The 25,991-nt window shown below is 36.0% G+C and carries 26 protein-coding genes and 1 other annotated feature; of the genes, 2 read left to right on the plus strand and 24 right to left on the minus strand.

The window, feature by feature from the left end:
• Position 1: 1 nt before the first annotated feature.
• The gene (gene nth / locus EZV73_RS16505) at positions 2-634 is read right to left on the minus strand and encodes an endonuclease III (RefSeq protein WP_240841509.1); all 633 of its coding nucleotides are present in this window, start codon (positions 632-634) and stop codon (positions 2-4) included.
• Between the two features lie 43 nt (positions 635-677).
• On the minus strand, positions 678-1,835 hold the full coding sequence (gene rpsA, locus EZV73_RS16510) for a 30S ribosomal protein S1 (protein WP_240841510.1): 1,158 nt from the start codon (positions 1,833-1,835) through the stop codon (positions 678-680).
• A gap of 187 nt (positions 1,836-2,022) precedes the next feature.
• On the opposite strand from rpsA, the gene EZV73_RS16515 reads away from it, so the two are divergent.
• Positions 2,023-2,382, plus strand: coding sequence for a hypothetical protein (locus EZV73_RS16515; RefSeq protein ID WP_240841511.1), 360 nt, complete (start codon positions 2,023-2,025; stop codon positions 2,380-2,382).
• 16 nt (positions 2,383-2,398) lie between these two features.
• Here the strand turns inward: EZV73_RS16515 and ilvB are convergent, their stop codons facing one another.
• The 22 genes from ilvB to EZV73_RS16625 all read right to left on the minus strand — a co-directional run bounded on the left by ilvB (position 2,399) and on the right by EZV73_RS16625 (position 25,078).
• Positions 2,399-4,030 (minus strand): biosynthetic-type acetolactate synthase large subunit, encoded by a 1,632-nt coding sequence (gene ilvB, locus EZV73_RS16520; RefSeq protein WP_240841587.1) that lies wholly within the window; start codon positions 4,028-4,030, stop codon positions 2,399-2,401.
• Positions 4,030-5,685 (minus strand): dihydroxy-acid dehydratase, encoded by a 1,656-nt coding sequence (ilvD, locus tag EZV73_RS16525; protein ID WP_240841588.1) that lies wholly within the window; start codon positions 5,683-5,685, stop codon positions 4,030-4,032. Before ilvD ends, ilvB begins: the two co-directional genes overlap by 1 nt.
• Positions 5,682-6,665 carry a ketol-acid reductoisomerase gene (gene ilvC / locus EZV73_RS16530; RefSeq protein WP_240841512.1) on the minus strand — a complete coding sequence of 328 codons (984 nt, stop codon included), beginning with the start codon at positions 6,663-6,665 and terminating at the stop codon, positions 5,682-5,684. Before ilvC ends, ilvD begins: the two co-directional genes overlap by 4 nt.
• A gap of 1 nt (position 6,666) precedes the next feature.
• The gene (locus EZV73_RS16535; RefSeq protein ID WP_240841513.1) at positions 6,667-6,906 is read right to left on the minus strand and encodes an ACT domain-containing protein; all 240 of its coding nucleotides are present in this window, start codon (positions 6,904-6,906) and stop codon (positions 6,667-6,669) included.
• A 293-nt stretch (positions 6,907-7,199) separates the two neighbouring features.
• Positions 7,200-7,440, minus strand: a binding site (T-box leader).
• A 164-nt stretch (positions 7,441-7,604) separates the two neighbouring features.
• Positions 7,605-8,708 (minus strand): AI-2E family transporter, encoded by a 1,104-nt coding sequence (locus EZV73_RS16540; protein ID WP_240841514.1) that lies wholly within the window; start codon positions 8,706-8,708, stop codon positions 7,605-7,607.
• Positions 8,709-8,811: 103 nt separating this feature from the next.
• Complete coding sequence (locus EZV73_RS16545) at positions 8,812-9,738, minus strand: transketolase family protein (protein WP_240841515.1); 927 nt, start codon at positions 9,736-9,738, stop codon at positions 8,812-8,814.
• Positions 9,731-10,552 (minus strand): transketolase, encoded by an 822-nt coding sequence (locus EZV73_RS16550; protein ID WP_240841516.1) that lies wholly within the window; start codon positions 10,550-10,552, stop codon positions 9,731-9,733. The genes EZV73_RS16545 and EZV73_RS16550 overlap by 8 nt, the downstream gene beginning before the upstream one ends.
• 22 nt (positions 10,553-10,574) lie before the next feature.
• Positions 10,575-11,306, minus strand: coding sequence for a WecB/TagA/CpsF family glycosyltransferase (locus EZV73_RS16555; RefSeq protein WP_240841517.1), 732 nt, complete (start codon positions 11,304-11,306; stop codon positions 10,575-10,577).
• 8 nt (positions 11,307-11,314) lie between these two features.
• Positions 11,315-12,400, minus strand: a complete 1,086-nt coding sequence (gene csaB / locus EZV73_RS16560; RefSeq protein ID WP_240841518.1) for a polysaccharide pyruvyl transferase CsaB — start codon at positions 12,398-12,400, stop codon at positions 11,315-11,317.
• A 2-nt stretch (positions 12,401-12,402) separates the two neighbouring features.
• Positions 12,403-14,583, minus strand: a complete 2,181-nt coding sequence (locus tag EZV73_RS16565) for a DUF5693 family protein (protein WP_240841519.1) — start codon at positions 14,581-14,583, stop codon at positions 12,403-12,405.
• Positions 14,584-14,640: 57 nt separating this feature from the next.
• Complete coding sequence (locus tag EZV73_RS16570) at positions 14,641-15,111, minus strand: hypothetical protein (RefSeq protein ID WP_240841520.1); 471 nt, start codon at positions 15,109-15,111, stop codon at positions 14,641-14,643.
• Positions 15,112-15,266: 155 nt separating this feature from the next.
• A complete protein-coding gene (locus tag EZV73_RS16575; protein WP_240841521.1) occupies positions 15,267-15,626 on the minus strand; it encodes a type II toxin-antitoxin system PemK/MazF family toxin in 360 nt (119 codons plus the stop codon).
• Positions 15,616-15,801: a hypothetical protein gene (locus EZV73_RS16580; RefSeq protein WP_240841522.1), complete on the minus strand. Its 186-nt coding sequence runs from the start codon at positions 15,799-15,801 to the stop codon at positions 15,616-15,618. Before EZV73_RS16580 ends, EZV73_RS16575 begins: the two co-directional genes overlap by 11 nt.
• A 30-nt stretch (positions 15,802-15,831) precedes the next feature.
• Entirely contained in the window at positions 15,832-17,001 is a 1,170-nt protein-coding gene (alr, locus tag EZV73_RS16585; protein WP_240841523.1) for an alanine racemase, read from the minus strand.
• On the minus strand, positions 16,991-17,374 hold the full coding sequence (gene acpS / locus EZV73_RS16590) for a holo-ACP synthase (RefSeq protein WP_240841524.1): 384 nt from the start codon (positions 17,372-17,374) through the stop codon (positions 16,991-16,993). The genes alr and acpS overlap by 11 nt, the downstream gene beginning before the upstream one ends.
• A gap of 96 nt (positions 17,375-17,470) precedes the next feature.
• Complete coding sequence (locus tag EZV73_RS16595) at positions 17,471-18,880, minus strand: oxaloacetate decarboxylase subunit alpha (RefSeq protein WP_334303300.1); 1,410 nt, start codon at positions 18,878-18,880, stop codon at positions 17,471-17,473.
• Between the two features lie 242 nt (positions 18,881-19,122).
• Positions 19,123-19,917: an ABC transporter permease subunit gene (locus EZV73_RS16600; protein WP_240841526.1), complete on the minus strand. Its 795-nt coding sequence runs from the start codon at positions 19,915-19,917 to the stop codon at positions 19,123-19,125.
• Positions 19,918-19,926: 9 nt separating this feature from the next.
• On the minus strand, positions 19,927-20,724 hold the full coding sequence (locus EZV73_RS16605; protein ID WP_240841527.1) for an ABC transporter permease subunit: 798 nt from the start codon (positions 20,722-20,724) through the stop codon (positions 19,927-19,929).
• Between the two features lie 8 nt (positions 20,725-20,732).
• Positions 20,733-21,599: an ABC transporter ATP-binding protein gene (locus tag EZV73_RS16610; protein ID WP_240841528.1), complete on the minus strand. Its 867-nt coding sequence runs from the start codon at positions 21,597-21,599 to the stop codon at positions 20,733-20,735.
• 8 nt (positions 21,600-21,607) lie between these two features.
• On the minus strand, positions 21,608-22,294 hold the full coding sequence (locus tag EZV73_RS16615) for an anaerobic ribonucleoside-triphosphate reductase activating protein (RefSeq protein ID WP_240841529.1): 687 nt from the start codon (positions 22,292-22,294) through the stop codon (positions 21,608-21,610).
• Complete coding sequence (locus tag EZV73_RS16620; RefSeq protein WP_240841530.1) at positions 22,291-24,390, minus strand: ribonucleoside triphosphate reductase; 2,100 nt, start codon at positions 24,388-24,390, stop codon at positions 22,291-22,293. Before EZV73_RS16620 ends, EZV73_RS16615 begins: the two co-directional genes overlap by 4 nt.
• A 130-nt stretch (positions 24,391-24,520) precedes the next feature.
• A complete protein-coding gene (locus tag EZV73_RS16625) occupies positions 24,521-25,078 on the minus strand; it encodes a cob(I)yrinic acid a,c-diamide adenosyltransferase (RefSeq protein WP_330637164.1) in 558 nt (185 codons plus the stop codon).
• Here EZV73_RS16625 and EZV73_RS16630 point away from each other — a divergent pair, their 5' ends adjacent.
• Positions 25,079-25,948, plus strand: a complete 870-nt coding sequence (locus EZV73_RS16630; RefSeq protein WP_240841532.1) for a DMT family transporter — start codon at positions 25,079-25,081, stop codon at positions 25,946-25,948. It begins immediately after the preceding gene.
• Positions 25,949-25,991 lie beyond the last annotated feature (43 nt).

Here is a 25,991-nt window from a genome sequence, read left to right on the forward strand (position 1 = left end):
ATTAAGTGTTTTTCTTATAATATTTACATAGGGATACTAAAGAACACCTGTCACACTCAGGATTTCTAGCTTTACAAACCCTCCTGCCATGAAAAATCAGCAGGTGGTGGGCAAGTATCCATCTTTTTTTAGGTATTTGTCTTTTCAAGTCCTCTTCAATAATTAAAACATTTTCAGTATTAGAAAAACCTATACGATTGGCTAGCCTCTTGACATGTGTATCAACAGCCATAGATGGAATGTTAAAGGCCACACTCCTAACCACATTGGCAGTTTTTCTACCGACACCACTTAAAGATGTCAAATCATCCATTTCTGTCGGCACTTGACCATCAAATTTCTCTAAAAGAGACATAGATAAGTCATATACATAGCCCGCTTTAGAATTACTTAGTCCAAGTGTTTTTATATAGGATCTAATCTCATTTGGCGTCAATGTGATCATTTTTTCAGGTGTATTGGCAACTGGGAAGAGTTTTTTTGTTGCCTGATTGACCTTCACATCTGTTGTTTGAGCAGAAAGTACTGTTGCCACTAAAAGCTCATAGGGGGATGTAAAATCAAGTTCACATACCGCATCTGGATGAGTCTCATGAAGTAAATCAATTATCTTGTTCGCTTTTTCTCGTCTCATATTTTCTCCAATATACAAAAGAAAATCCTAAGAAAACTTAGGATTATAACTTTAGATTCTTAAGCTTATCCTTAAACAAGCTTCCTATAGTTGTTTCATGAGTTTCTTCTTCAAGGTACTCATCGAAATCTTCTACTTCATCTTCAACAAGCGCTTTCATACTAAAGCTCATTTTCTGATTTTCTGTATCTATACCAATGATTAAAACTTCCACTTCTTGACCAAGCTCCAACACATCTGCTGGCTTGCTGATACGTTCTTCAGAGATTTCAGATACGTGTAACAAACCATCAATACCAGACTCTAGCTCTACAAAAGCACCGAAACTTGCAAGTCTTACAACTTTACCTGTTACAACATCGTCCTCTTGATAATATGCATCCATATTCATCCAAGGATTGTCTTGAACATCGTTTAATCTAAGACCAATTCTCTTTGATTCTTTATCTACTTTTATAACCGCAACTTCTACTCTGTCACCAACATTTACAACATCAGATGGATGTTTGATTCTCTTCCAAGATAACTCTGTCACATGGATCAAACCATCTGCACCACCGATATCTACAAAGGCACCAAAATCTGCAAGTCTTGTTACAGTACCTGTATATATTTGACCTTCTGTTAAAGAATCATATAACTGTTTGCCAAGTTGCTCTCTTTTTTCAGCTAACACTGCTTTAGCTGATAATACAACACTGTTCTTTTCTCTGTTGTATTCCATAGCCTTTACTTCTAAGTCTTCGCCAACATACGATTCTAAATCTTCAACATAATTAAGTGCTAATTGCGAACCAGGAATAAAACCTCTTACACCTTTAAGTTCGCAAGTTACACCACCCTTGATAGCACCTTTAACTTTAATCTTAAAAGTCTTATTTCCTTCTATAGATGCATCAAAGTCGTCCCAAACTTGTACATATTCAGCACGCTTTTTACTTAAAAGCATATTACCTTCTCCATCATCAGCCTTGATAACAAGAACAGTAATCTTATCGCCTTCCTTGTAATGTTCTGATGGATTAATTGGATGATCCTCTAACTCTTCAACAGTTACTACGCCATCCATAGCACTACCTACATTAACCAGTACCTCATCCTCATTTGCAGAAATAACTGTACCTTCTACAATATCTCCTTTTTTTAGTACCTGCATAGACTTTTCTATTTCGTCCATGTAGGCATCCATTGATTCTGTCATGAAAACCCTCCTTAAATATTAATCACCACTATTATACACTAGATAGACAGGTCATTCCAATAGTTTAATCTTCTTTTAATAAGTACATTTTCATGTCTCATTCTTTCCTTTTCATGTTATGACCCTTTTTTTCTTCTTTATAAAGTGTAAAATGTATCTATTATAATAGATACTAAAGGAGGACCTTATGAAACGATTCATCGAACCCATCTTATTACTTACAATAGAAGTTTTATGCCTGATATTTTTAAACTTTGACAAATCTATGATCTATCTTTTAGGCGCTCTTACATTTGCTTACTTCTTTATTAGAAGAGCCATCGGTCAAAATCAGGCAGTTGTCAACATGAGAGCCCATAAAATAGCAACCGGTAGCTTTAGAGGTAACCCAATGGATACCCATACACTTCAAAAGAACATGGCCTTTGAAAGAAATTTATCCAACAATCATATTGAACACTTCAATGTGAAATGGGTCCATCTAATTTTATGCATCTTAAATGCAATTGCTGTTGCCTTGGTCCTATTAGATATTTTGCCGTATTAAAAAGGATAGGCATAGCCTATCCTAAAATGAAGTTACTAATAGATTGTCCAGGTGGTACTATAGGCAATACCTTTTCATCCTTATCAATTCTACATTCTATCAGTAATGGCTCATCTCTCTTTCTTCTTGAAAGCACACTTTCAAGCTCTTCTGAATTACTTACACGGTAGGCATTGATACCAAAAGCATGACCGAGTGCAATATAGTCCACTTCGTCATCGATACAAGTTTCAGCATATCTTTCATCTTGGAACATGCCCTGCCACTGTCTAACCATACCAAGAGCCTGGTTATTGAACAGAACAATGGTTACTGGCAACTTATACTTTGATACTGTTGCAAGCTCATTTAAGTTCATTCTAAAAGAACCATCTCCTGTTATTAAAAGCGATTCCTTATGGCCAACAGAAACACCAATCGCAGCACCTAAGCCAAAGCCCATGGTACCAAGTCCACCAGATGTTATAAATGATCTTGGGGTCTTGAAATCATAATACTGAGCTGCCCACATTTGATGCTGACCTACATCTGTAGATACAACTGCATCCTTAAAGTGTTCATTCAGTGAATCAAATATTTTTTTCGGATGGAATGGACCGATATTTTCTTTAGTTGGCTTGTACTGATGAATTTGGAACTTCCACTTATCGCGTTTCTTAACAGACAAACCACGTTCTACTTTTACAAGCAAATCATTTAAATCACCTAAAACAGTCAAATCAGCCTTGATGTTCTTACTAAACTCTGTCTTATCAACATCAATATGAACAACCTTGCTTTTTGTAGAAAAGGTTTTGGTATTACCAGTTACACGATCAGAGAACCTAGCTCCAATGGCCAAAATCAAATCACTGCCTGCTATGGCAAGATTGGTTTCTGGAAAACCATGCATGCCTACTAGGCCAAGTGATAAGTCATGATCCCTAGGAAAAGTCCCCAAGCCCATCAAGGTGTTACACACAGGAATATCATTTTTGATTGCAAGTTTTCGAAGGGCTTCTGAAGCTTCTCCAAGTTTGACACCTCCACCTGCATAAATGATTGGCCTTTCAGCCTTTTCAATAAGCTCAACTACTTCTTTTACCTTGTCAGAATCAGCAAAGTCAAAACTTGCCTTTTCAAATAAAGAGCCGTCATGATAAGCTGTTTGTTGTAAGAAAACATCTTTTGGTATGTCAATCAGTACAGGACCCGGTCTGCCACTTTTGGCAATGTGAAAGGCATCGTGTACAGCCTGTTCTAAGTCTTCTACATTTTTAATCAACATATTGTGTTTGGTAATCTGGAAGGTAACCCCTGTGATATCTATCTCCTGGAAAGAATCCTTTCCTAAAAGACCACTTGGTACCTGTCCTGTAATAACAACCAAAGGCACTGAATCCATATAAGCAGTAGCAATACCTGTAATGGTATTGGTTGCACCAGGACCTGAAGTTGCAATACAGACACCTACTTCACCAGTTGCTCTAGCATAACCGTCTGCTGCATGAACAGCACCCTGTTCATGGGCAGTTCTATAATGCTTAAAGCCACCCATTCTATAAAGTGCATCATATAAAGGAATGACCGCACCGCCAGGATAACCAAATAAAACATCTACCCCTTGCTTTTTCAAAGCTTTTAATAATATTTCAGCACCATTGTTCATTATTTTTTCTCCCAAATTGCTCCCTTTGCTGCCGATGAAACACCTGAACGGTATTTTTCTAAATAGCCAGGATATGATTTATGAATCTGTTGATGTCTCGATCTTCTAAGAGCGATTTCAGTCACATCTACCAAGAGTTCTAAACGACCTCTAGGTATATCAATTTCAATCAAGTCATCTTCTTCTACAAAGGCAATCAAGCCACCTTCATAAGCTTCTGGAGAAACATGACCTATGGCTGCACCTCTTGTGCCACCAGAAAATCTACCATCTGTAATTAAAGCCACCGATTCATCTAATCCCATACCATTTAATGCAGCAGTCGGTGTTAACATTTCTTGCATACCAGGTCCACCTTTAGGTCCCTCATATCTAATCACAAGAACATCCCCTTTATTAATACTTCCTTCAAATATGGCTTTTGCGCAATCTTCTTCAGAGTTAAAGATTCTTGCAGGCCCCTTCATAGTCATCATCTCAGGTAATACTGCTGATTTTTTTACGACCGCCCCGTCTTCAGCTAAATTACCAAATAGTACTTGAATGCCACCCGTTTCACTGTACGGCTTTTCAATTGATCTAATGACCTCTCGGTCTCTAACAACAACATTTTTAAGTTTGTCTTCTAATACACCTTCTACAGTCATCACATCCATATGTAGTAAAGGACTTAAAGTTTTTAATACACCACTGATTCCGCCAGCAGCTTCTAAGTCTTCCATATGATGTGGACCAGCAGGACTCAACCTGCAGATATTCGGTGTTTTTCGACTTATCTCATTAATCTTATTAAGGTCTAGTTCAACGCCTGCTTCATGAGCGATGGCTGTTAAGTGTAATACCGTATTGGTTGAACAACCTAAGGCCATATCGGAAACCATTGCATTTTCAAAAGCCTTTTCAGTCAAGATATCAGAAGGCTTAAGATTCATTTCAAGAAGCTCCATAACCTTGATACCAGCTTCTTTTGCCATTCTCATTCTTTCCATATATACCGCTGGTACTGTTCCATTACCTGAAAGTCCAAGTCCCAATACCTCAGTCATACAGTTCATCGAGTTAGCTGTAAACATGCCAGAACATGAACCACATGTCGGACATGCATTGTCCTCAATATCTTTTAACTCCACTTCATCAATTCTACCAGCCTTAAATGCACCAACACCTTCAAAGGCAGATGTTAAATCTATGGCTCTACCAGACTTTGTATACCCCTTTAACATAGGGCCACCTGAAATGAAGATACATGGTACATCAAGTCTTGCTGCAGCCATTAACATGCCAGGTACCGTTTTGTCACAGTTAGGTATAAATACCAGAGCATCAAAGCCATGAGCTCTTGTCATAATCTCTACACTATCTGCAATTAACTCTCGAGAAGTTAAAGAGTATTTCATCCCAACATGGTTCATGGCAATACCGTCACAAACCGCTATGGTAGAAAACTCAAATGGTACACCGCCTGCCATTCTCACACCATTTTTTACAGCTTCAGCAACTTGTCTTAAATGCACATGACCAGGTACTATTTCATTGTATGAATTAACAACACCAATAAAGGGTCTTTTCATCTCATAATCCGTTAAGCCAAGTGCCTTTAAAAGTGAACGGTGAGGCGTTTTTTCAACGCCTGACTTGACTACTTTACTTCTTATATCCACGACATCATTCCTCTTAGCTTTTGTCCAACTTCTACAATATCATGCTCTAGTTCTTGCTTCTTAATAGCATTAAACTGTGGTCTGTTGATTTTATTTTCGTTTAACCAGTTTTTAGCAAACTCACCATTTTGAATTTCAGCTAAAACTGACTTCATTTCATCTCTAGTTTCATTGTTTACGATTCTCTTACCAACCATGTAATCACCATACTCAGCTGTATCACTTACAGAGTATCTCATCTTCTCAAAACCACCCTCATAAAGTAAATCTACGATTAACTTTAACTCATGTAGACATTCAAAGTAGGCAATTTCTTTTTGGTAACCAGCATCTACTAAAGTATCAAAACCAGCTTTAATAAGCTCAGTAACACCACCACACAATACAGCTTGTTCACCGAATAAATCTGTTTCTGTCTCTTCTTTAAAAGTTGTTTCAATAACACCTGCTCTAGTTGCACCAATACCCTTAGCATATGCAAGACCTTTGTCTTTAGCTGTTTTGGTATAATCTTGGTAAACTGCTAATAAACCAGGTACACCTTTGCCTTCTTGGTAAACTCGTCTTACTAAATGACCAGGACCCTTAGGCGCTACCATAAATACATCTACGTTTTCTGGTGGTGTGATTTGACCATAGTGAATGTTAAAGCCATGTGCAAATACCAAAGCATCACCATCATCTAAATTTGCCTTTACCTCAGCTTCATAAACATCTCTTTGTCTTTCATCCGGGATAAGCATCATAACCACTTGAGAAGACTTGCAAGCTTCTGCAACGGGCATAACTGTTAAACCTTCAGCTTCAGCTTTAGCCTTAGACTTTGAACCTTCATAAAGACCAACTACCACATCTACACCTGATTCCTTTAAGTTAAGTGCATGTGCATGACCTTGTGATCCATAACCGATTACTGCTACTTTTTTACCCTCTAATACTTTTAAGTCACTGTCACCATTGTAATACATTTTCATTTTAAAACTCCTCCATTAATTCAACATCTCTAATTCCCACAATTTTTTCTAAATGAGCCATTGCTCTGTTAAAACTTAAATCACTTGAGTCTTGCAGTCTAATCTCTAATTTGGAACAGGCATTAGGCGGTGATGACATCTTTACATCACTGACCGTGAATTCTTTCCTTCTCAGTACACCAACAACCTTTAAGAGTGTATCCACACCGTGATCTGCTTTTGCTTGTAAAAATTTTTCCATCGTTTCCTCCTTCTGTAAAATTTGATATTAAAAAAAGACTCTTCTATCTCTACGAACCTAAATTCATAAAGATAAAAGAATCTTCTTGTAGTCCGTCAGGTCGCAAGCCAATCTTGTTCAACCATATAGTCCTGTAACGGGGACAGCCGTTTTACCCTACTAACTGTTCAGGCAAACTGCTCAGGAGCTACCATTCTATACTAACCTGTGTCAATTTTCACCAACCATTGACTCTCTACAACAGATCTTCAGTATTTTTCTTCTCCATCAAAGCATTTATATAGGTCCGGGATTTTAGAGACGAATTCTAAATCCGCGGTACCACTCTAATTACACATACGTGTCTCTCTTACTCAGGTCGCAAGCTAATCTTGTTCAACCATATAGCCATTTAACGGTGGCAGGCGGCATCGTCTACATATCGACGAGCAGTTCAGGAGTGATTTAAGTAAAAGTCTTATTTATCATCTTTCAGCAAACGATGACTCTCTGCAAAACAGTTTCTATTACTTCTGTCTCCATCAAAACATTTGATTTATTAATAGCAATTATACATATACCACATTTGGGTGTCAACACTTTTTTTATAATTATTTATAAGAATGTATAAATACTGATTTGAACGAACAATTCAGAAAACTTAAAATTCTATTACATCTTGCAATTTTATCTCAATTAAAAAAAATGTGTAGCACTTGCTACACATTTAGTTTTTTCTCTTTCAATGTATTGTCGACATACTCTTCAATTAGAGTCTTGAAAAGCACCACAACTGGCACACCAATAAGCATACCTACAACACCTGCAATTGCACCACCAGCGGTTACTGAAACAATAATCCAGAAAGCGCCAACACCCACCTTGTCACCCAAGATCTTAGGTCCTAAAATCAGACCATCAAACTGTTGTAAAGCAACAATAAGTGCAATGACAATAAACACTTGGACGAATGTTCCACTTGCCAAAGTAATCAAAACAGCAGGAACTGCCCCAATAAACGGTCCGAAATATGGAATAATATTCGTCACACCAACAAAGAAGCCAATAGCTGCTGCATTTGGTATCTTGAAGATCCACATCAAAATGAAACATAAAACACCAATTATTGCAGAATCAATGATTTTACCAACGAAGAAGGCTGAGAATATTTCATCACTTTTTCTAGTGATTCTTAGGAGTTCATCAGCTGTATCTTTCTCAAAAATGGCATAGTTAAGTCTTTTTACACGACTGATTAAATCGGCCTTTCCACCCAACATATACAAGCCCACAATAAAGGCCATAAAGAATGAATAAATACCTGACGATGCGCCTCCAAGTGCTATCAATGCACCATTTAAAATAGATGTTGTCAAGGTTCCTAAAGTTGATAGAATCGATTGTAAAGATGACTCAATAGTTGTTATAACTTGATCAGCTAAATTACTATTAATCCTATTTAAAAGGTTTTGCAAGAATGTAAAATCAAAACCTCCATCTACAAGATTTGTAATTTTACCAACTATATCTGTAATAGAATTTACCAAACTTGGTATCAAGACTGAACCCATTAGAATCAGCATACCGATAATGATGAAAACAGATATTAAAATCGAGAATCCTCGACGAATCTTTCCCTTACTAATTTCAGTAATAAATCTGACCATCGGATCCATTAGATAGGCAATAACAAAACCTCCGATGACTGGAGATAAGGCCTTTTTTACTAATGGAAACAAATCATAATTACTTAAAACGTAATAGAATAAAATACCACCAAACACAAGTAAGGCGATAAAGCTTCTTTGATTAAATTTCTTCATATTTCCTCCTTAAGAATATTGTAAAGTATAAAGATAACAAGAACAATAAATAATCCTTACAAATTCCTTAAGTTATTATAAAAGCGCTCATAAGAGCGCTTAATTACAATACTTCTTTAACTGCTTTTACAATATCATTAGCTGTTAAGCCATACTTCTCAAGAAGTTCAGCTGGCGTACCAGACTCACCAAATGTGTCTTTCACACCAATTCTTCTCATCTTAGTAGGATGGTTTTCAACCAATACTTCTGCTACTGCAGAACCCAAACCACCAAAGATAGTGTGTTCTTCTGCTGTAACAATTGCCTTTGTTTCCTTAGCAGCCTTAATGACTGCTTCATTATCTAAAGGCTTAATTGTATGCATATCAATGATTCTAACACTGATGCCTTCAGCTTCTAAAGTTTCAGCAGCATCCATCGCTTCAGCAATCATGATACCAGTTGCAATAATTGTAACGTCAGTACCTTCTTTGATTGTGTTGGCTTTACCAATTTCAATCTTAGAATCTTCATTGTATACCACTGGAACAGGTGCTCTACCAAGTCTTACATAAACAGGACCATCGTAAGCAACAGCTGCTTCAATAATCTTGTCAGCAGATACTGCATCAGCAGGATTTAATACAACCATATTTGGAATAGATCTCATTAAAGCTAAATCTTCGATCGCTTGATGAGATGCACCATCAGCACCAACTGTTAAACCTGCATGCGTTGCACACACCTTAACATTTAAGTTTGGATAACAGATAGCATTTCTAATAATTTCAAATGCACGACCAGCAGCAAACATAGCAAAAGTCGACATAAATGGAATTTTACCAGTTGTAGCTAGACCAGCAGAAATACCAGCAAGGTTTTGCTCAGCAATACCTACATTGATGAATCTCTCTGGGCACACTTTCTTAAATTCAGCTGTTTTAGTTGATTTTGATAAATCGGCATCTAAAACAACAATATTTTTGTTTTCTAAACCTAAACGTGCTAAAGACTTACCATAAGCTTCACGTGTTGCAATCTTACTCATGAGCACCTCCTAATTCAGAAATCGCTTGTTCTGTCTGCTCTTTATTTGGTGCAGAACCATGCCAAGAAGCTTCACCTTCCATAAATGACACGCCCTTACCCTTAACTGTTTGTGCAATTAAAACAGAAGGCTTGCCTTTAGTTTCTTTCGCTTCCTTGAATGCAGCTTGAATTGCTTCTAAGTCATGACCATCTACGTGGATAACATGCCAGCCAAAGCTTTCAAACTTCTTATCTACAGGCTTAATGCCCATAACTTCTTCGTTTGCACCATCAATTTGTAAACCATTGTAGTCAAGCATTGCACATAAGTTATCTAACTTATAGTGTGCAGCACTCATTGCTGCTTCCCAAATTAAACCTTCATTTAATTCGCCATCACCTAAAAGTGCGTAAGTTCTGTATGAAGCGTCGTCTAACTTAGCAGAAAGCGCCATACCAACTGAAGCTGAAAAACCTTGACCTAAAGAACCTGTAGACATATCTACGCCAGGAATATAAGTCATATTTGGGTGACCTTGAAGCATGTGACCCATTTTTCTTAATTGTACAAGCTCTGATGGATCAAAGAATCCTCTTCTTGCAAGTGTTGAATACAACACAGGTGCCGCATGTCCCTTAGAAAGAACAAAACGGTCTCTAGAAGCCATATCTGCTTCATTTGGATCGATGTTCATCTCATCAAAATAAAGAACAGTCATTAAGTCTGCTGATGATAATGAACCGCCTGGATGACCAGAACCTGCTGCATGAACCATTTCAACAATATCTTGTCTAATCTGGCTAGCAACGCCTTTCATTTCGCCTAAATTCATTGTTTTCCTCCATTTATATAGTTTACCCATTACGTGATAAAAGAACTTTTAATAAAAATTGAGGTAACACCAAGCTTCTCTTGATACGACTCGGATTGGTAATGACTCTGTAGAACCATTCCATACCAATTGATCTAAATATCTTAGGTGCTCTCTTAACAGCGCCTGCCCATACATCTAATGAGCCACCGACACCCATAGAAACTCTTACATTCAGAATTTTACGGTGTTTGTACATCCATTTTTCCTGTTTAGGCGCTCCCATTGCTACGAATAAAATATCAGGTTTTACTTCATTGATTTTATCAACGATTTTTAATTCTTCGGCTTCATCAAAGAAACCATCATGATAGCCTGCAATAACAAGATTTGGATAAGCTTCTTTGATGTTATTAGCAGCTTTTTCCACATTCTCATTACTCGACCCTAGTAAGTATATCGATTTTTTAGCATTATTGCAATACTTCAAAATACTTTCCATCATTTCTATACCTGGTAATCTCTGTTCAAGACCCAATTTCTTAATTCTTGACGCCATAATAATACCAATACCATCAGGAATTACCAAATCCCCCTCTGCCAGGATATCCTTATATTCCAAATCCTTTTGTGCCATCATAACAATTTCAGGATTTGGTGTAAAAATCATTGAATATGTTTTTCTATTTAGGAGATATAGAAATCTTTTAAAAGCACCATCTTCATCTACTTTATGAAATTTCACTCCAAATAGTTTTACAATATTATCATCCATAAAAACCTCTAATCTATCATAGCTTCAATACTGCTATTGTACTTTGTAAGTAGTACCTTATACTTAAACACATCACTTTTCAACCTATTTTTGATTGCTTGACTGTTGTCCAAATGATGGTGAATCTTGTCGGCTAATAAATCTGTTTGCATATCATCAATACTACAAACAGCTTCTTCATGTATCGACTCTAAAAATGCATCGATTTTAGGATCGTAAGTAATCCCTACCATCGGCGTTTCAGACACAGCTGAGAAAATCAAAGCATGTAATCTAACGCTGACCAAAACATCTACAGCTTCTACAATACTGAATATTTCACTAACATTGTGTTTTTCATTAATACTGATAAGTTCATGAGAAGACTTTTCTATAATTTTTTCTATTAAAGACAAGTCCTCAGAATAATGAAAAGGAATCAAAACGATGTTACAAGGCTCTTGTTTTAGCTTGTCTATGACAGCTACAAAATCGTCTGTCACATCTTTAACTTTCGACCCCTTAACAGCAAAACCAATGGTCTTAAGATTCGGATCGAAGTTACCGTACTTCTTAAATAAGTTTAGACCAAGCTCTGAACCAAATTTCTTAAAACTGATAACAGGATCAGCTGTAACATCAATCCTATATGGTTTTACGCCATAAGATATCAATTCTTCTTTTGAATACTTATCTCTTACACTGATACAAGCTGCCCTGTTAAAAACAAACTGTACCAGTTTCTTGCTTCTTTTTCTATAAATCGGACCAATGCCATGAGAAAAAATAATGGTTTTCTTCTTAAAAATCATGGCAACAAAATAAATAAACAAATAATAATAGATACTGAGTCTACCTGTAGACTCCTGTAAAAGACTACCACCACCACTGATTAAAATATCAGATTGGTAAATGGTCTTTATTACTTTAAAAATACTTGATCTATCGACAGTTTTAACATTAAAGTTTCTTGCAGTCTCCTCTGGTCGCTGTGACAGTACCGTCAACTCAATGTCTTTATCCATCTTATTAAATTCTGTAAGCATGGCTTTCAAAATGGCTTCATCACCAATATTTCCAAAACCATGATAGCCAGAAATGACTAACTTCTTCATACTTAAGCCCCTAGTTCTTTTTCTTCACTTTCATATGCTAAATAACGTTTCTTAATGCGTTTTACAAGTCTTATGATACCATCAAATACCAAGATGCCTATCAAGCCAATTACCAGACCAAAACCAATGCCAAGAAGGGTTCTTACAATTGATAAGTAAATAGGTGCTCTTAAGTGACTGAATGTATTGATGATAGATGTAAATGTAATCACTGCTGGTAAACCAACTAAGGCAACAAGCGGCTTGTATCCCTTATAAGAGATGTAAGCAAACATCATCATGGCAGGGACTGCAATCAAGAATTCTTTTAATCTAGGTCTAGCAAGTAATACCAGCTCTAAGAAGTTTCTAAATATCATTTCTATATCAGATGGTTGAACCGTTGTTTCATGGCCTGATCTTGCAATATAAATATAAAGAATCACACCACCTAGAGCAGTTGCAAGTAGGTAAGATACCTTGATCTCTACATTTAAAAATCTCAATAAGTCTTTCGGTAAAATATCATGGGATTTAATTTCATCCACTGACCTATTGTAACCAAATTTCAATAGGTATAAGACAACAAAGACTACTAAAGGCAGGATTTCACTAACCTTTACACCTCTGAAAAACTCAATTTCAAGCAGATACTTTGAATGAGACAACAAGCCGCCTACAATCATACCACCAAGTAAAGCAAGGGCACTCATAGCCAAAGTAAATAAAATACTTCTACCGATTATTTCATGGAGTTTTAAGACCTTGCGATTGCCGATTAAGTCTTTTGCATATGCAATTAATATAACACTACCAAGGCATGAAATAATCACTGCTGCCGCTAGGGCAAGTAACTGTCTACCAAAGTTTGGCGCTACAAGAAGTGCTGCTGCCACTAATAGACCGCCTACTACAAGTGTTACATACTCAAACCATGCTGGTAACTTAAAGAAGTATCTGCTGGCAAGAATCATAATCGATACAAGGCCAAATCCAATAATAATACCAGACCATAAATTATCTGACTTATAAGGCATGACACTGAACTTGCCAAGTTTTATATCATGGTCATCTAATCGCTTTTGTAAACGCTCAAATGAGATTTTGTACTCGTCTATATCAGTTACATATGTTTCTGCTTCTAGTTTAAATGGTCTAAAATAAATTATTCTCATGTTACGCTCAGTAATACCTCTAAACATAACATTTTCTATCTCTTGACCACCATCATAATTATAATGCTCAAAACGTTCCTGTAAATAAGATACCAGTGGTAAAGCTCTGACTGATTGATAGTTCATATCCTCAACCAATTGGAATAGGTCCTCTTGCTCTACATTGGATCTTTGAACACCTGTCTCTATTAAAACTGGTGTGATATTATTTTCGCTTAAATAGTCATACAGTTCTACGTACTTATCAGGATAACCTAGAATTTCCTTGCCTGCGAATATGATATTGGTCGCTTTAATATCGTACATATTCAAGGCCTCATCATAAGCATCAATCAGCTTATCAGGAAATCTCTTATTGTTCCAAGGTCTAAGATTGACTTGTAAATTACCATCTTTGATATTTTGGATTTTATCAGGATCAAAATCAATGGCAAAATCATAAATAGCAGATGAATGAACATCTTTAATTTGCTTTACAGGCACATTATCTGTATCTATATTCTTATAGATTTGAGTATACCTAACTTCAGATTGTAAACCATCTAATAAAAAGGCGTAGTGATCACCCTCTTCAAATAGTGTGTAAAAATCCTTAGGATAATGTCTGTCTAAACCTTTAATAATGAAGTCTTTTAAATCCTGGTCATCAGATACAACAACCACATCATTTAAATCAATTTCGTTATCTTTAACATAATCTACAAAAGGAGCCGGGTACCTCATTTCCCATAATGTATCCTTTTTCAGATTATGCAAAATTTTTAGTTCTAACTCATAACCTTGATCTACAAGTGTTTGAAAGGTCTCTTCTGTTAATGCGACAGATTCAACGCCTAGTTTTGAAAACTCATTGAACCACCATACTACATCCTCATCTGATTGGTCACTCATTTCTACCATATCATCATAAGATAAAGTAATTTCTACTGTTTTTGCTGCATTTTCTACTGCCATTCTATCCATCACATTGATGCCAGTTGTTACGACAAGTAGTATGATTAATAGTATATAGACTATGTTCTTCTTCATTTTGCTTCCTCTCACTTAAACGTAATTAAAGGTTTAGTTGTCCTAAACCTTTTCTGCCTATTCTATAGTGTAGCCACCACTGATCATTACCCAACCGTCGTAGGTCATCTTAACACCTCTTCCATCAGTCTTAGGTGTTAAAAGTAAGTGATTCAATTCTACAGGACTGTCGGTTCCTACATCATAACCTGTTGTTAAGTCAGATAAACCGCCACCTTGACCTGCTATGGCAAGAGCTTCACCCGCTCTTAAAATAAATAGACTATTCTCTTCTAAATGAATGATTTGTCCCACTTTTACTTCAAGTACTTTAAAAGCAACACTATCACCACTTGGTTGACTTTCCAAGGCTGCTAGTCGTTCATCAACGTCATCACTTAATGCCTTAATACGTCCTTCAACGTAGGATTGTGTTACAATTGGATCACTTGTCGATCCCGGATTATTCGCAACGGCAGCCCCACTACCTAATAATAAAATAATCACAATAACCAACAATAAATTTATACTCAATGAAATTTTCTTCATACAAGCCTCCCTTACTCTTCAACATTTTACTATAACTCAGCCTGTAATACAAGAAATGAGCTCAATCCATATCCTATCTTAATAACTTTTTACAAGAGATTATTTATTACAAAAGACAAAAAAATCTTCAGACACCTACAGTATCTGAAGATAGATTATGAGTTAATAAAATCAACCAGTTCCATACTAATTGATAATGCTTCATTTACTTTTTCCATATAGGATTCATCCAATTTACCTAGTAATTGCATCAACCTTTTCTTATCGATGGTTCTAATCTGCTCACATAAAATTACAGAATCCTTATTCAAACCATTTCCCTTGCCAGGAAGCTCCACATGAGTTGGTAGTTTAGACTTTGTAATTTGTGCAGTAATAGCAACAACTATGACAGTTGGACTGTATTTATTTCCTACATCGTTTTGTACAATGAGTACAGGTCTTTGACCACCTTGCTCAGACCCAACAACTGGACTTAAATCAGCAAGATAAATCTCACCACGTTTAATCGACAAAATCATCACGCTCCATCATTTGATTTACCAATGTCTTTTCATAAGACATTAGGTCGTCAGTAGAGCTAACCATTCCTGATTCTGCAAATCCCAAGTTGATCTGTGCCATTTCTTCATACCCGCTTTTTAGAACGGCATCGTTATAACGGTATACACTTCTGCGTTTACGCTTCATATTTTCTCCTAGCCTCTTTAATCTATTATACTAAAGAGACATGATATAATCAACTACTTTGACAACCTTCCCCGAGCTTTTATATACCCTTGGAACACGTCTGTTAATCATACAAACAACCTCATAGTTAATTGTATCTAAATGTCCTGCAATATCATCTATTGTAATGGCCATTTGACCGTCTTTTCCAAATAATATAACTTCATCACCAATGGCTACATCTATACCAGTTACATCAATCATGCACTGGTCCATACAGATACGGCCTATTACAGGCACTTTCTTATCTTTGCCTTTAATAATGGCTTCTGCTTTAAAAGTTAAGCTTCTAGAAAAACCATCGGCATAACCGATAGGGAGTGTTCCAATTTTTCTTACCTCATCCGTCACATACTTATGTCCATAAGAAACACCTACATTAGGTTCAACTTCTTGCACCCTAGAAATTTTAGTATGAAGCGACATAACCTCTTTGAGTTTTACATCATCTCTATTGACTTCATCTGATGGATACAGACCATATAGCATAATACCTGCTCTAACCATATCGTAATTGTATTCTGGCAGGTCTATGATAGAAGCAGAATTAGATACATGATAGATATCTAGTACAATCCCCTTTTCTTCTAGACCTTTTCTTATAAACTCAAAGTTTTCAACTTGCTTTTGAGTGGTTGTCTTATCAAATTCATCAGCTCTTGCAAAGTGGGTATACATGCCTTCTACATATAAGTTCTCACACTTTTTCATTTCTTCAATCGCTTCAATCGTTTTCGATTCTGGCATCATACCAAGACGCGTCATACCTGTATCCAACTTGATATGCACTTTCAAAGTCTTATTTAATGATTTTGCAATCTCATTAAACTTTCGCGCTTGATCATTCGTGTAAATCGTTTGTATTAAGTTGTTTTCAACTGCAAGATGAACAGAAGATTCCTCCGTAAATCCTAGGATAAGGATTTCGGTTTCTTTAAATGTTTTTCTCAATTGGAGTGCTTCAGTAAGTGTTGCAACAGCTAATCTGTCTGCACCATTATCTAACAAAGTTCTTGCAATATGAACCGCGCCATGTCCATAACCATCTGCCTTAATAACAGCAGTCACTTTTGCATCATTTTTCGTTACACGTCTCACTTCAGATATATTGTGTGCTAAGTGATCTAAATTAATTTCTACCCATACTGCTCTATTTAACATCTTCATCCCCCTTAACGCCCGCGGCATTTGCTACAGCATATGTTTTACAATGTGAAATAGAAACCAAAACTTTGCCGATTTCAGCTTCATCAGCAATGCTTTTAGCCTGACCATGTAAAACAACAAAAGGCGCTCCAAACTCAGTATGCTTGATTTCTATGTCTTTCCACGAATATCTCACACCTGTCCCGAGTACTTTGGAAACGGCTTCTTTGGCTGCAAAAAAACCTGCAATTGTTTCTGCTTTTTCCCCTTTATTTATATAGTAGTTTTGCTCGTATTCAGTAAAGAGTTTATCTAAAAAACCGGATTGTTTTTCTATGGCTCTCTTGATTCTGTCAATTTCTATTATATCAATTCCAATACCTAGCATAACGACCTCCATTAAAGTCATTCAAAGGGTTCAAGCGATTTCAGTATAGCACTATAATCTTTTCATTGCAAGAAAAAAAGACTACCTTTCGGTAGCCTATACTGGATATGTTTTGTTTTCTCTATCAACCAGTTCTGAATCGATTTTATACTTTTCAGCTTGTCTGTACTTAAAGAAGTTTTCAGCAACTTGTGGGAACAATGCATATGATAATACATCTTCTTCTTGCTCTAAGTATTCTTTCATCTGATTTCTAAAGTCAGTTAATTGAGGTTTGATGATATCAGCCGGTCTACAAGTAATGATTTCCTCATTACCGATAATTTTCTCAATCATTTCCTGCTTCATAGGTACAGTTGACTTACCATACATACCTTTTACATAAGCTTTAACTTCTTTTGGAATGATCTTGTATCTTTCACCAGAGATAACATTAAACACAGCTTGTGTACCAACAATTTGACTTGTTGGTGTAACAAGTGGTGGGAAACCTAAATCTTCTCTTACACGAGGTACTTCTTTAAGTACATCGTCAAACTTATCAAGTGCATTTTGCATTGATAGTTGAGATACTAAGTTTGATAACATACCACCAGGTACTTGATATAATAATGTATTGATGTTTACACTTAAAACCTTAGGGTTTAATGTACCATCTTTCATATACTTCTCTTTAATAGGATTTAAGTATTCAGCTACTTTGTTCAGTCTTTCTAAGTCTAAACCTGTATCATATGGCGTATCCTTTAAAGTCGCAACAAATGATTCAGTTGGCGGCTGTGAAGTACCCATTGAGAACGTAGAAATTGCTGTATCGATGATATCTGCACCCGCTTCAATAGCTTTTAGATACATCATCGATGCAAGACCACTTGTTGCATGTGAATGAACTTCTAAAGGTACATTGGTATTTTTCTTAATAGCAGCAACCAATTCCTCTGCATAGTAAGGTGTTAATAAACCCGACATATCTTTGATACATATTGAGTCAGCACCCATGCTTTCCATTTCTTTTGCAAGTTTAACATACACATCTGTTGTATGAACTGGACTGATTGTATAAGAAATAGCTGCTTGTGCGTGCGCACCAGCCTTCTTAGTTGTCTCAAGAGCAACTCTTAAGTTTCTTGTATCATTAAGTGCATCAAAAATTCTAATGATATCAATACCATTTGCCACAGACTTCTTAACAAACTCTTCTACAACATCATCTGCATAGTGTTTGTAACCAAGAATGTTCTGACCTCTTAACAGCATTTGTAGTTTGGTATCTTTTACTTTTGATCTAATTTTTCTAAGTCTTTCCCATGGATCTTCATTTAAGAATCTTAAACAAGAATCAAAAGTCGCGCCACCCCACATTTCTAGAGCGTTGTAGCCAATCTTGTCTAGGTCCTCTAAAATAGGTTCCATTTCATGATATTTCATTCTAGTCGCGATTAATGATTGATGAGCGTCCCTCAACACGGTTTCCGTAATTTTAACCTTACTCATATTTTCCTCCATTATATAGCGATTTTGCAATTTTGTAATATTTAAGTTGCAAAATTTCTTGTCATGTTCATTATACACAAAGTTAAACGTTTGTAAAATACAATCGATAAAAAGAATGCCTATATGCAAATTTGTTTTCGCAAGAAAGTTAGCTTGCATTTTAGCACCAAGTCCTAATAGTAAGTATTATATCTTAATTTTTCTTAAAATTCAAATAATATTGCAAAGAAAAAAACCTAGCAGTCTTCGCTAGGTTATACATGTAAGTCTTTTTTTTCATAGACATAATAACTGATGCCCAAACAAGTAAATATTAAAATAAAAGATAAGATAAAGGAAAAGCCACTTAAACCTTCAAGGTAAATCATCTTACCATCGAAAAACTTAAAAGGCGTCAGATACTTAACCACATTTAATTCACTGTTGATATCTATAATGATGGATAATAAGAAAGTGGATAGCAAAATAGCCGATGACACACTTGTCGCCTTTTTAGTAGATTTCATTAATATCCCCATCAAAAATCCGATGGCAAAATAGATCAGTTGAATCATAAAAAGACCAATCATCAATTTACCTATCAAATCATTTATAGACGGGCCTTCATTAAAAAGATCAACCACTACCACAGAACCGATCCATGTAACAGCATTGATGATAATCATTGCAATTAGACTGGCAATGATTTTCATATGTATCACATAAGATCTTTTTACAGGTTTGACCATCAAGAAATCTGCCGTTTTATCTCTTTCTTCTTTAGAAACAACCATAGCCCCTTGCATAATGGCATGGATACCACCCACCATAGAGAAATATAAGAAAAAGACCACATAGTATCCAGATGCCACAGCCAGGTCCATAGACCCAATACCCAGTATGGCCTTTACAGCTATTGGCAGGGAATCAAACATTTCATTGGCTGCCTCACCCACTTTAGAAAAACCTTCATACTTTACCATACCTACATATATAAGAAATAGTATACTGGTCGACCAAATGATTAAAGATCGGCGTATAGATTTTAGTTCTCTTAAAATAATATTCATATAGCCCCCTTAAACAGATGGAATGTCTTTCTTCATTTGACGGATATAAGCGGTTATAGCAAAGATAATAAGTAAACAGATATTTAATAATAACCACTTATAATCATAGGCTAAGTCCTGAATCAATTGACCTGCATGAAAATAGGCAAATGGCGTTAATGGTGTTAAAGGTCTTCCTTCAATAGACTCATTTAACATATTGATGATAAAAAACATAAAGACTGTTCCCAAGGAAACAGGTACTACTGACTTCAGTTTATTCATGAAAACAGATACCATCATGCCAAAAGTTAAAAAGAACACTTGAGTCAAAAGAAGAGAACCCCAAAACAATGATAAGAGTTTTAATGAAAAATCAGCTTTTACCATTAAGCTTAGAGTAAATAATGATCCTATAGCAAATAAAATATTGGTAATCAGTATGCATGTGATACCAACCAAAATTTTAGAATGAATGATGTTTATCCTCATGACTGGCTTTGAGTATAAAAAATCTGCTGTTTTATCTCTTAACTCATTAGACAAAAGGGATAAACCCAGATTCATGGCCTGGATACCGCCAATTAAAATAATATAGGTCATCAAGAAACCTAGAAAGCCAATTTCTGACGTAAAGTTCATCAAATCAAAGCCCATGGCCTTAATAAAGGCTTCAGGAAATGAAGACAATATTTTTTCTACAGTAGCCACACTGTCTTGAAACATGGGATAGATTCCAAAGAATACAGCCAGCATAATAAAGAAAGCTAGCACCCAGCCCAGTGTGGGTTTTATGTACAGTCTGAACTCATGTTTAAATATATTCATAAAGCCCCCTAGACATAATAGTGCATAAAGATCTCTTCTAGTGTTGGTTCTTCTATCACCAGATTATCCACATGTTTAGTATTTAAAAGTCCAATGACCTTATTTATGTCACCCTTGTATAAAAAGTGGACACCATCTTCTTTGATGGATAAATTATTGATTCCCTCTATTTCAAAACCACTGGTGTCCTTTAAATGAACTGTAAATTTCTTATAGTTGTCACCTTTTAGGGCTTTGATGTCGTCCACACGAATCATGGTGCCTTCTTTAATGATACCTACCCTATGACACAACTTCTGGACTTCTGTTAAAATATGCGAAGAAAACAAGACCGTTGTTCCTTTCTTATTTTCCTCTAAAATAAGGTTAAAAAATTTCTGCTGCATCAAAGGGTCTAGACCACTTGTAGGCTCATCTAATATCAAAAGCTTAGGTTCATGTAACAAACCTTGAACAATCCCCACTTTCTTCTTGTTGCCATAAGATAAATCATCTACTTTTTTAGTCAAATCCAAATCCATGATCTCAGCAAGCTCATACATGCGTTTTGTACAATCCTTTTTATAGAAACTGGCAGAGTATTTTAGAATATCAATAACCTTCATATTGTCATAATAAAAAACCTCAGATGGCAAGTAGCCTATTTCTTTTTTTATTTCATAACCATATTTAATGATGTCCTTGTCAAATATCTTAGCCTGGCCACTTGTTGGATAAATCAACGAAAGAAGTGTTCGAATGGTTGTAGATTTACCAGCACCATTGGGTCCAATGAAACCAAATATCTCCCCTTCTTTAACATTGAAAGTTACATTTTCTATGCCAAGTTGTTTGCCATAGTACTTGGTCAGTTCCTTGATTTCAATAATGTTCATCTTGCCCCCTAGTAGGATCCTTTTACGATTACCTCACCTATATTATACACACTTTTATATCTTTTCTTAAAGGCATACATTTCCTCTAAAGTAAAATAGTCATACTTGCAATCTACAATTTGACTTTCAGAATACCGATACTGTTGCATGACAAATCTTTTGGCATCAGAAACCATTTCAAACAAGGACTCAATATCAGCATGAAAGTCCTTAATCATGGTTGTTCTAAACTCATATTCAATGGGTGTATTTTTTATGATCTCCATGGTCTTATAGACCTTAGATAATTCAAGGTCTCTACCAATTGTATCAGCATATGCAGATGAGGTATTTTTTATATCCATAGCCACATAATCTATCAAAGACATTTGAATAAGCCTCTGTACAACTTGTGGTCTATAACCATTGGTATCTAGCTTAACATCATATCCCAAAGATTTTACATCTTGTAAAAAAGAAGTTAAACCAACTTGTAAAGTTGGTTCACCGCCTGATATCACAATACCATCTAATATGTTCCGTCTCTTTTCCAAATGTTTAAGTACGGTCTTTTCACTTATAAGATCATCTGTTTTCAGGATGTTCTTATTATGGCAAAAGGGACAAGAAAAATTGCATTTTGATGTAAAGACAACACTGGCAACATGGTCTTTGTAATCTATAAATGATGTCTTTAGGTAATCAGCTATCTTCATAATTCATACTCTATTCTGTCATCATATTCTTCTCTTTTACCTTCATTCCAGTTTTTAACCGGTCTATGGTAACCAACCACCCTAGACCAGACTTCTGTTTCTTCTTTGCAGTGAGGACAAAAGAGATGTTCCCCCGGCAAATACTTGTGGTCTGGACAAATAGAAAATGTTGGTGTTAAGGTAATATACGGTATACGGTAATTGTGCATGACTTTTTTCAAAGTGCGTTTGACCATATCAATGTCATCGATTCGTTCTGGAACAAAACCATGAAAGACTGTGCCACCCGTGTATTTGATTTGAAGAGATTCTTGATGATCAAGCGCATCAAACAGGTCTTCAGTTTGGCCAACAGGCAACTGGGTGCTATTTGTATAATAAGGACGCTTATGGCCAGAAGTCATAATATCTGGGTAATCTTCACGGTCCATTTTGGCAAACCGATATGCAGCACCTTCTGCGGGACTTGCTTCCAAATTGTATAAATGACCTGTTTCTTCTTGAAACTTCAAAAGGTTTTCATTCATAAAATCCAGTATTTCTTCTGCAAGCTCTTTGCCGACTGGTGTAACAATGGTTTCAGTACCACCAGTAAAGTTCATGATACATTCATGCATGCCATTAGGACCAATGGTTGCAAAATGATTATGCCAGTATTCTTTATAAGTTGCATAGATGTCTTCTAAGTAATATTTTGAATAAGGATACAAACCCTTATGCATATTTTCTTCAAGTACACGGCGCTTGGTTTCTAAAGCATCTTTTGATATGACCATCAAACGTTCCAGACGGTTCATCAAGTCTTCCATAGAAGTTGATACATAGCCCAGTCTTGCCATATTGATGGTCACAACACCTATGGAACCCGTCTTAGGATTGGCACCAAATAAGCCACCACCTCTTCTAAGAAGCTCTTTATTATCAAGTCTTAATCGACAACACATAGAACGCACATCTTCAGGGTCCAGTTCAGAGTTAACAAAATTACTGAAATAAGGGGTGCCAAACTTGGCTGTCATTTCCATGATTTTATTTGAAACCTGGTTATCCCAGTCCCATCCATCGGTAATATTGTAAGTAGGAATTGGGAAAGTAAAAACGCGCCCCTTTGCATCACCAGCCATCATAACTTCACAAAAGGCTATGTTGATCATATCCATTTCCTTTTGATAATCACCATACTTAAGGTCATACTGGATATGACCACCAAGAATTACAGGCAAGTCCTTATGTGTTACCGGTACTTCCTTATCCATGGTGATGTTAAAAAATGGCGTTTGAAAACCTACTCGAGTCGCTATGTTCATATTGAATATAAATACCTGCATCATCTGTTTAACTTGATTGTAATCTAAGTTATCATGTCTAACAAAAGGCGCTAGTAAGGTATCGAAATTTGAAATTGCCTGTGCACCAGCAGCCTCGCCCTGCAGTGTATAGATGAAGTTGACAAGCTGCATCAAAACAGCTTCAAAGTGCTTAGGTGGTGCTGATTCTACTTTACCAGGCGCACCGCCAAAACCTTTTTTAAGCAAATCTTCTAAAGACCAGCCACAGCAGTAGGTACTTAAAAGACCTAAATCATGTATATGTAATTCGCCTGACTCATGCGCATCTCTTACTGAATCTGAATAGACCTGATGGAGCCAAAAGTTTTTGGTCGCTTTTGCTATGATATGGTTGTTTAAACCTTGCAAAGAGTATGACATATTAGAATTTTCTTTTACACGCCAATCACTTTTTCCAATGTATTCATCAAATAAAGACAATATGTCCATGGCCGATTTTTTAGATTCTCTATACTCCAAATGTTTGTATCTGTATTTAATATAGGCCTTAGCAGTATGGTGTTCCCCCATAGCCATTAAGGCATCTTCAACAGCATCCTGTATTTGTTCTACACTTGGCGATTCATTTCCAACCGTCTTATAAACATCACTTATGACCCTGTCTGTTACTGCAACAGATAAATTCTTTAAAGACGTTCTCGGTCGATCTTCACCTGATACAACAAGTGCTTTAAAGACAGCAGATTCTATTTTGTCTCTTTCAAATGATGTAACCTCTTGATTCCTCTTAATGATTCTATCAAACATTATTATCACTCTTTCTACTATATATAGTATGATTTTCAAACTAATCCACAAGATAAGCCGAAATAGACGAAAAAAATATGGATAAACAACTTACAATCATCATTTACCCATAAAATATTTCTTAAACCAATTATCTATCAATTCCATCCCTCGACAGAACACCTTGTTTGTAATAATGCTTAACTTCTTTCATTTCAGTTACCAAATCGGCATAAGCCATGATTTCTTCAGATGCATAGCGACCTGTTAGAACAACTTCCTGATCACCACTTCTCTTATCTAAGACACCTATGAGTTCTTCAGTTGAAATAAAACCCATATAAACGGCAATAAAAATCTCATCTAAGACAACCACATCGTAATCAGCATTTAGAATTTCCTTGATCTTTTCTAAGCCATCAAGTGCCATGTCCTTATCTTTTTCAGTAGGGTCATGTTCTAAAAAACAATGTTGACCATACTGTTCTATGGTTACTTTATCAAAATCTTTATCAAGACCAGTTTCATTGTACTTCATACTCTTTATAAACTGACCTATATAAACTCTCTTACCTGCATACAAACTCCTTACTGCTAAACCAAATGCAGCAGTTGTTTTTCCTTTTCCATTCCCTGTATAAACATGTACATAGCCACTCATAGCATTTTCCTCTTCTTTCATGTATAATGACCTTATTTGGAGGTACATATGAAAATAAATCCTAAACTGGTCATCTTAATTGGTGCACTTGGTGTATCCACATCACCTATACTTATTAAATCATCACAGTCACCAGCACTGACAATCGCATTTTACAGAATGCTGACAACTGTTATACTACTCACACCATTCATTCTAGCAAAAAACTTGCAGGAATTAAAAGCTTTGACTAAAAAACATGTTTTTCAAATAATGATAAGCGGTATTTTTTTAGGACTTCACTTTTCAGCATGGATACTGTCTTTAAAGTTTACTACTGTTGCTAGTGCCACTGTTCTTGTCAACACAAGTCCAGTCATGCTTTTACTGATTACATATTTTATTTTTAAGGAAAAATCGTCAAGGACAGAAGTCATCGCCATATTGTTTGCCTTTTTAGGCAGCATCATTTTAACACTGGGTGATTTCTCAGGTGGTTCTAATGCTGTTTTAGGTGATCTATATGCTGTTGCAGGGGCAGCTTTTATATGTGTCTACCTGATCATCGGCAATAAGGTCAGACAAGATGTTTCTATGCCAAGCTACACCTACTTAACTTATGCTTTTGCTATGGTTACTATCTTTGTTACCAACCTATTTGTAGGACAAGATATGATTGTTACTGCTCCTAGAGAATATCTGCTCTTTCTAGGCATGGCCATATTCCCTACACTTTTAGGTCATTCATTGTTCAACTGGTCTTTAAAATACGTCAACGCAACCTTTGTTTCAATGGCTATTTTAACTGAACCCATTATTGCTTCAATATTTGCCATCTTTTTATTTACAGAAATACCAACTGCTACTCAAATAATTGGGTCAATTATCATCTTAAGTGCCCTTGCAGTTTATAATAATGCTAAAAAAACACCGGCTTAAAAGGTGTTTTTTAAACGTAAAAAATCACTTGATTCGCACCAAG

Origin of the sequence: Acidaminobacter sp. JC074 (genome assembly GCF_022496765.1) — a bacterium.
Taxonomy (GTDB): Bacteria; Bacillota; Clostridia; order Peptostreptococcales; family Acidaminobacteraceae; genus JABXKX01.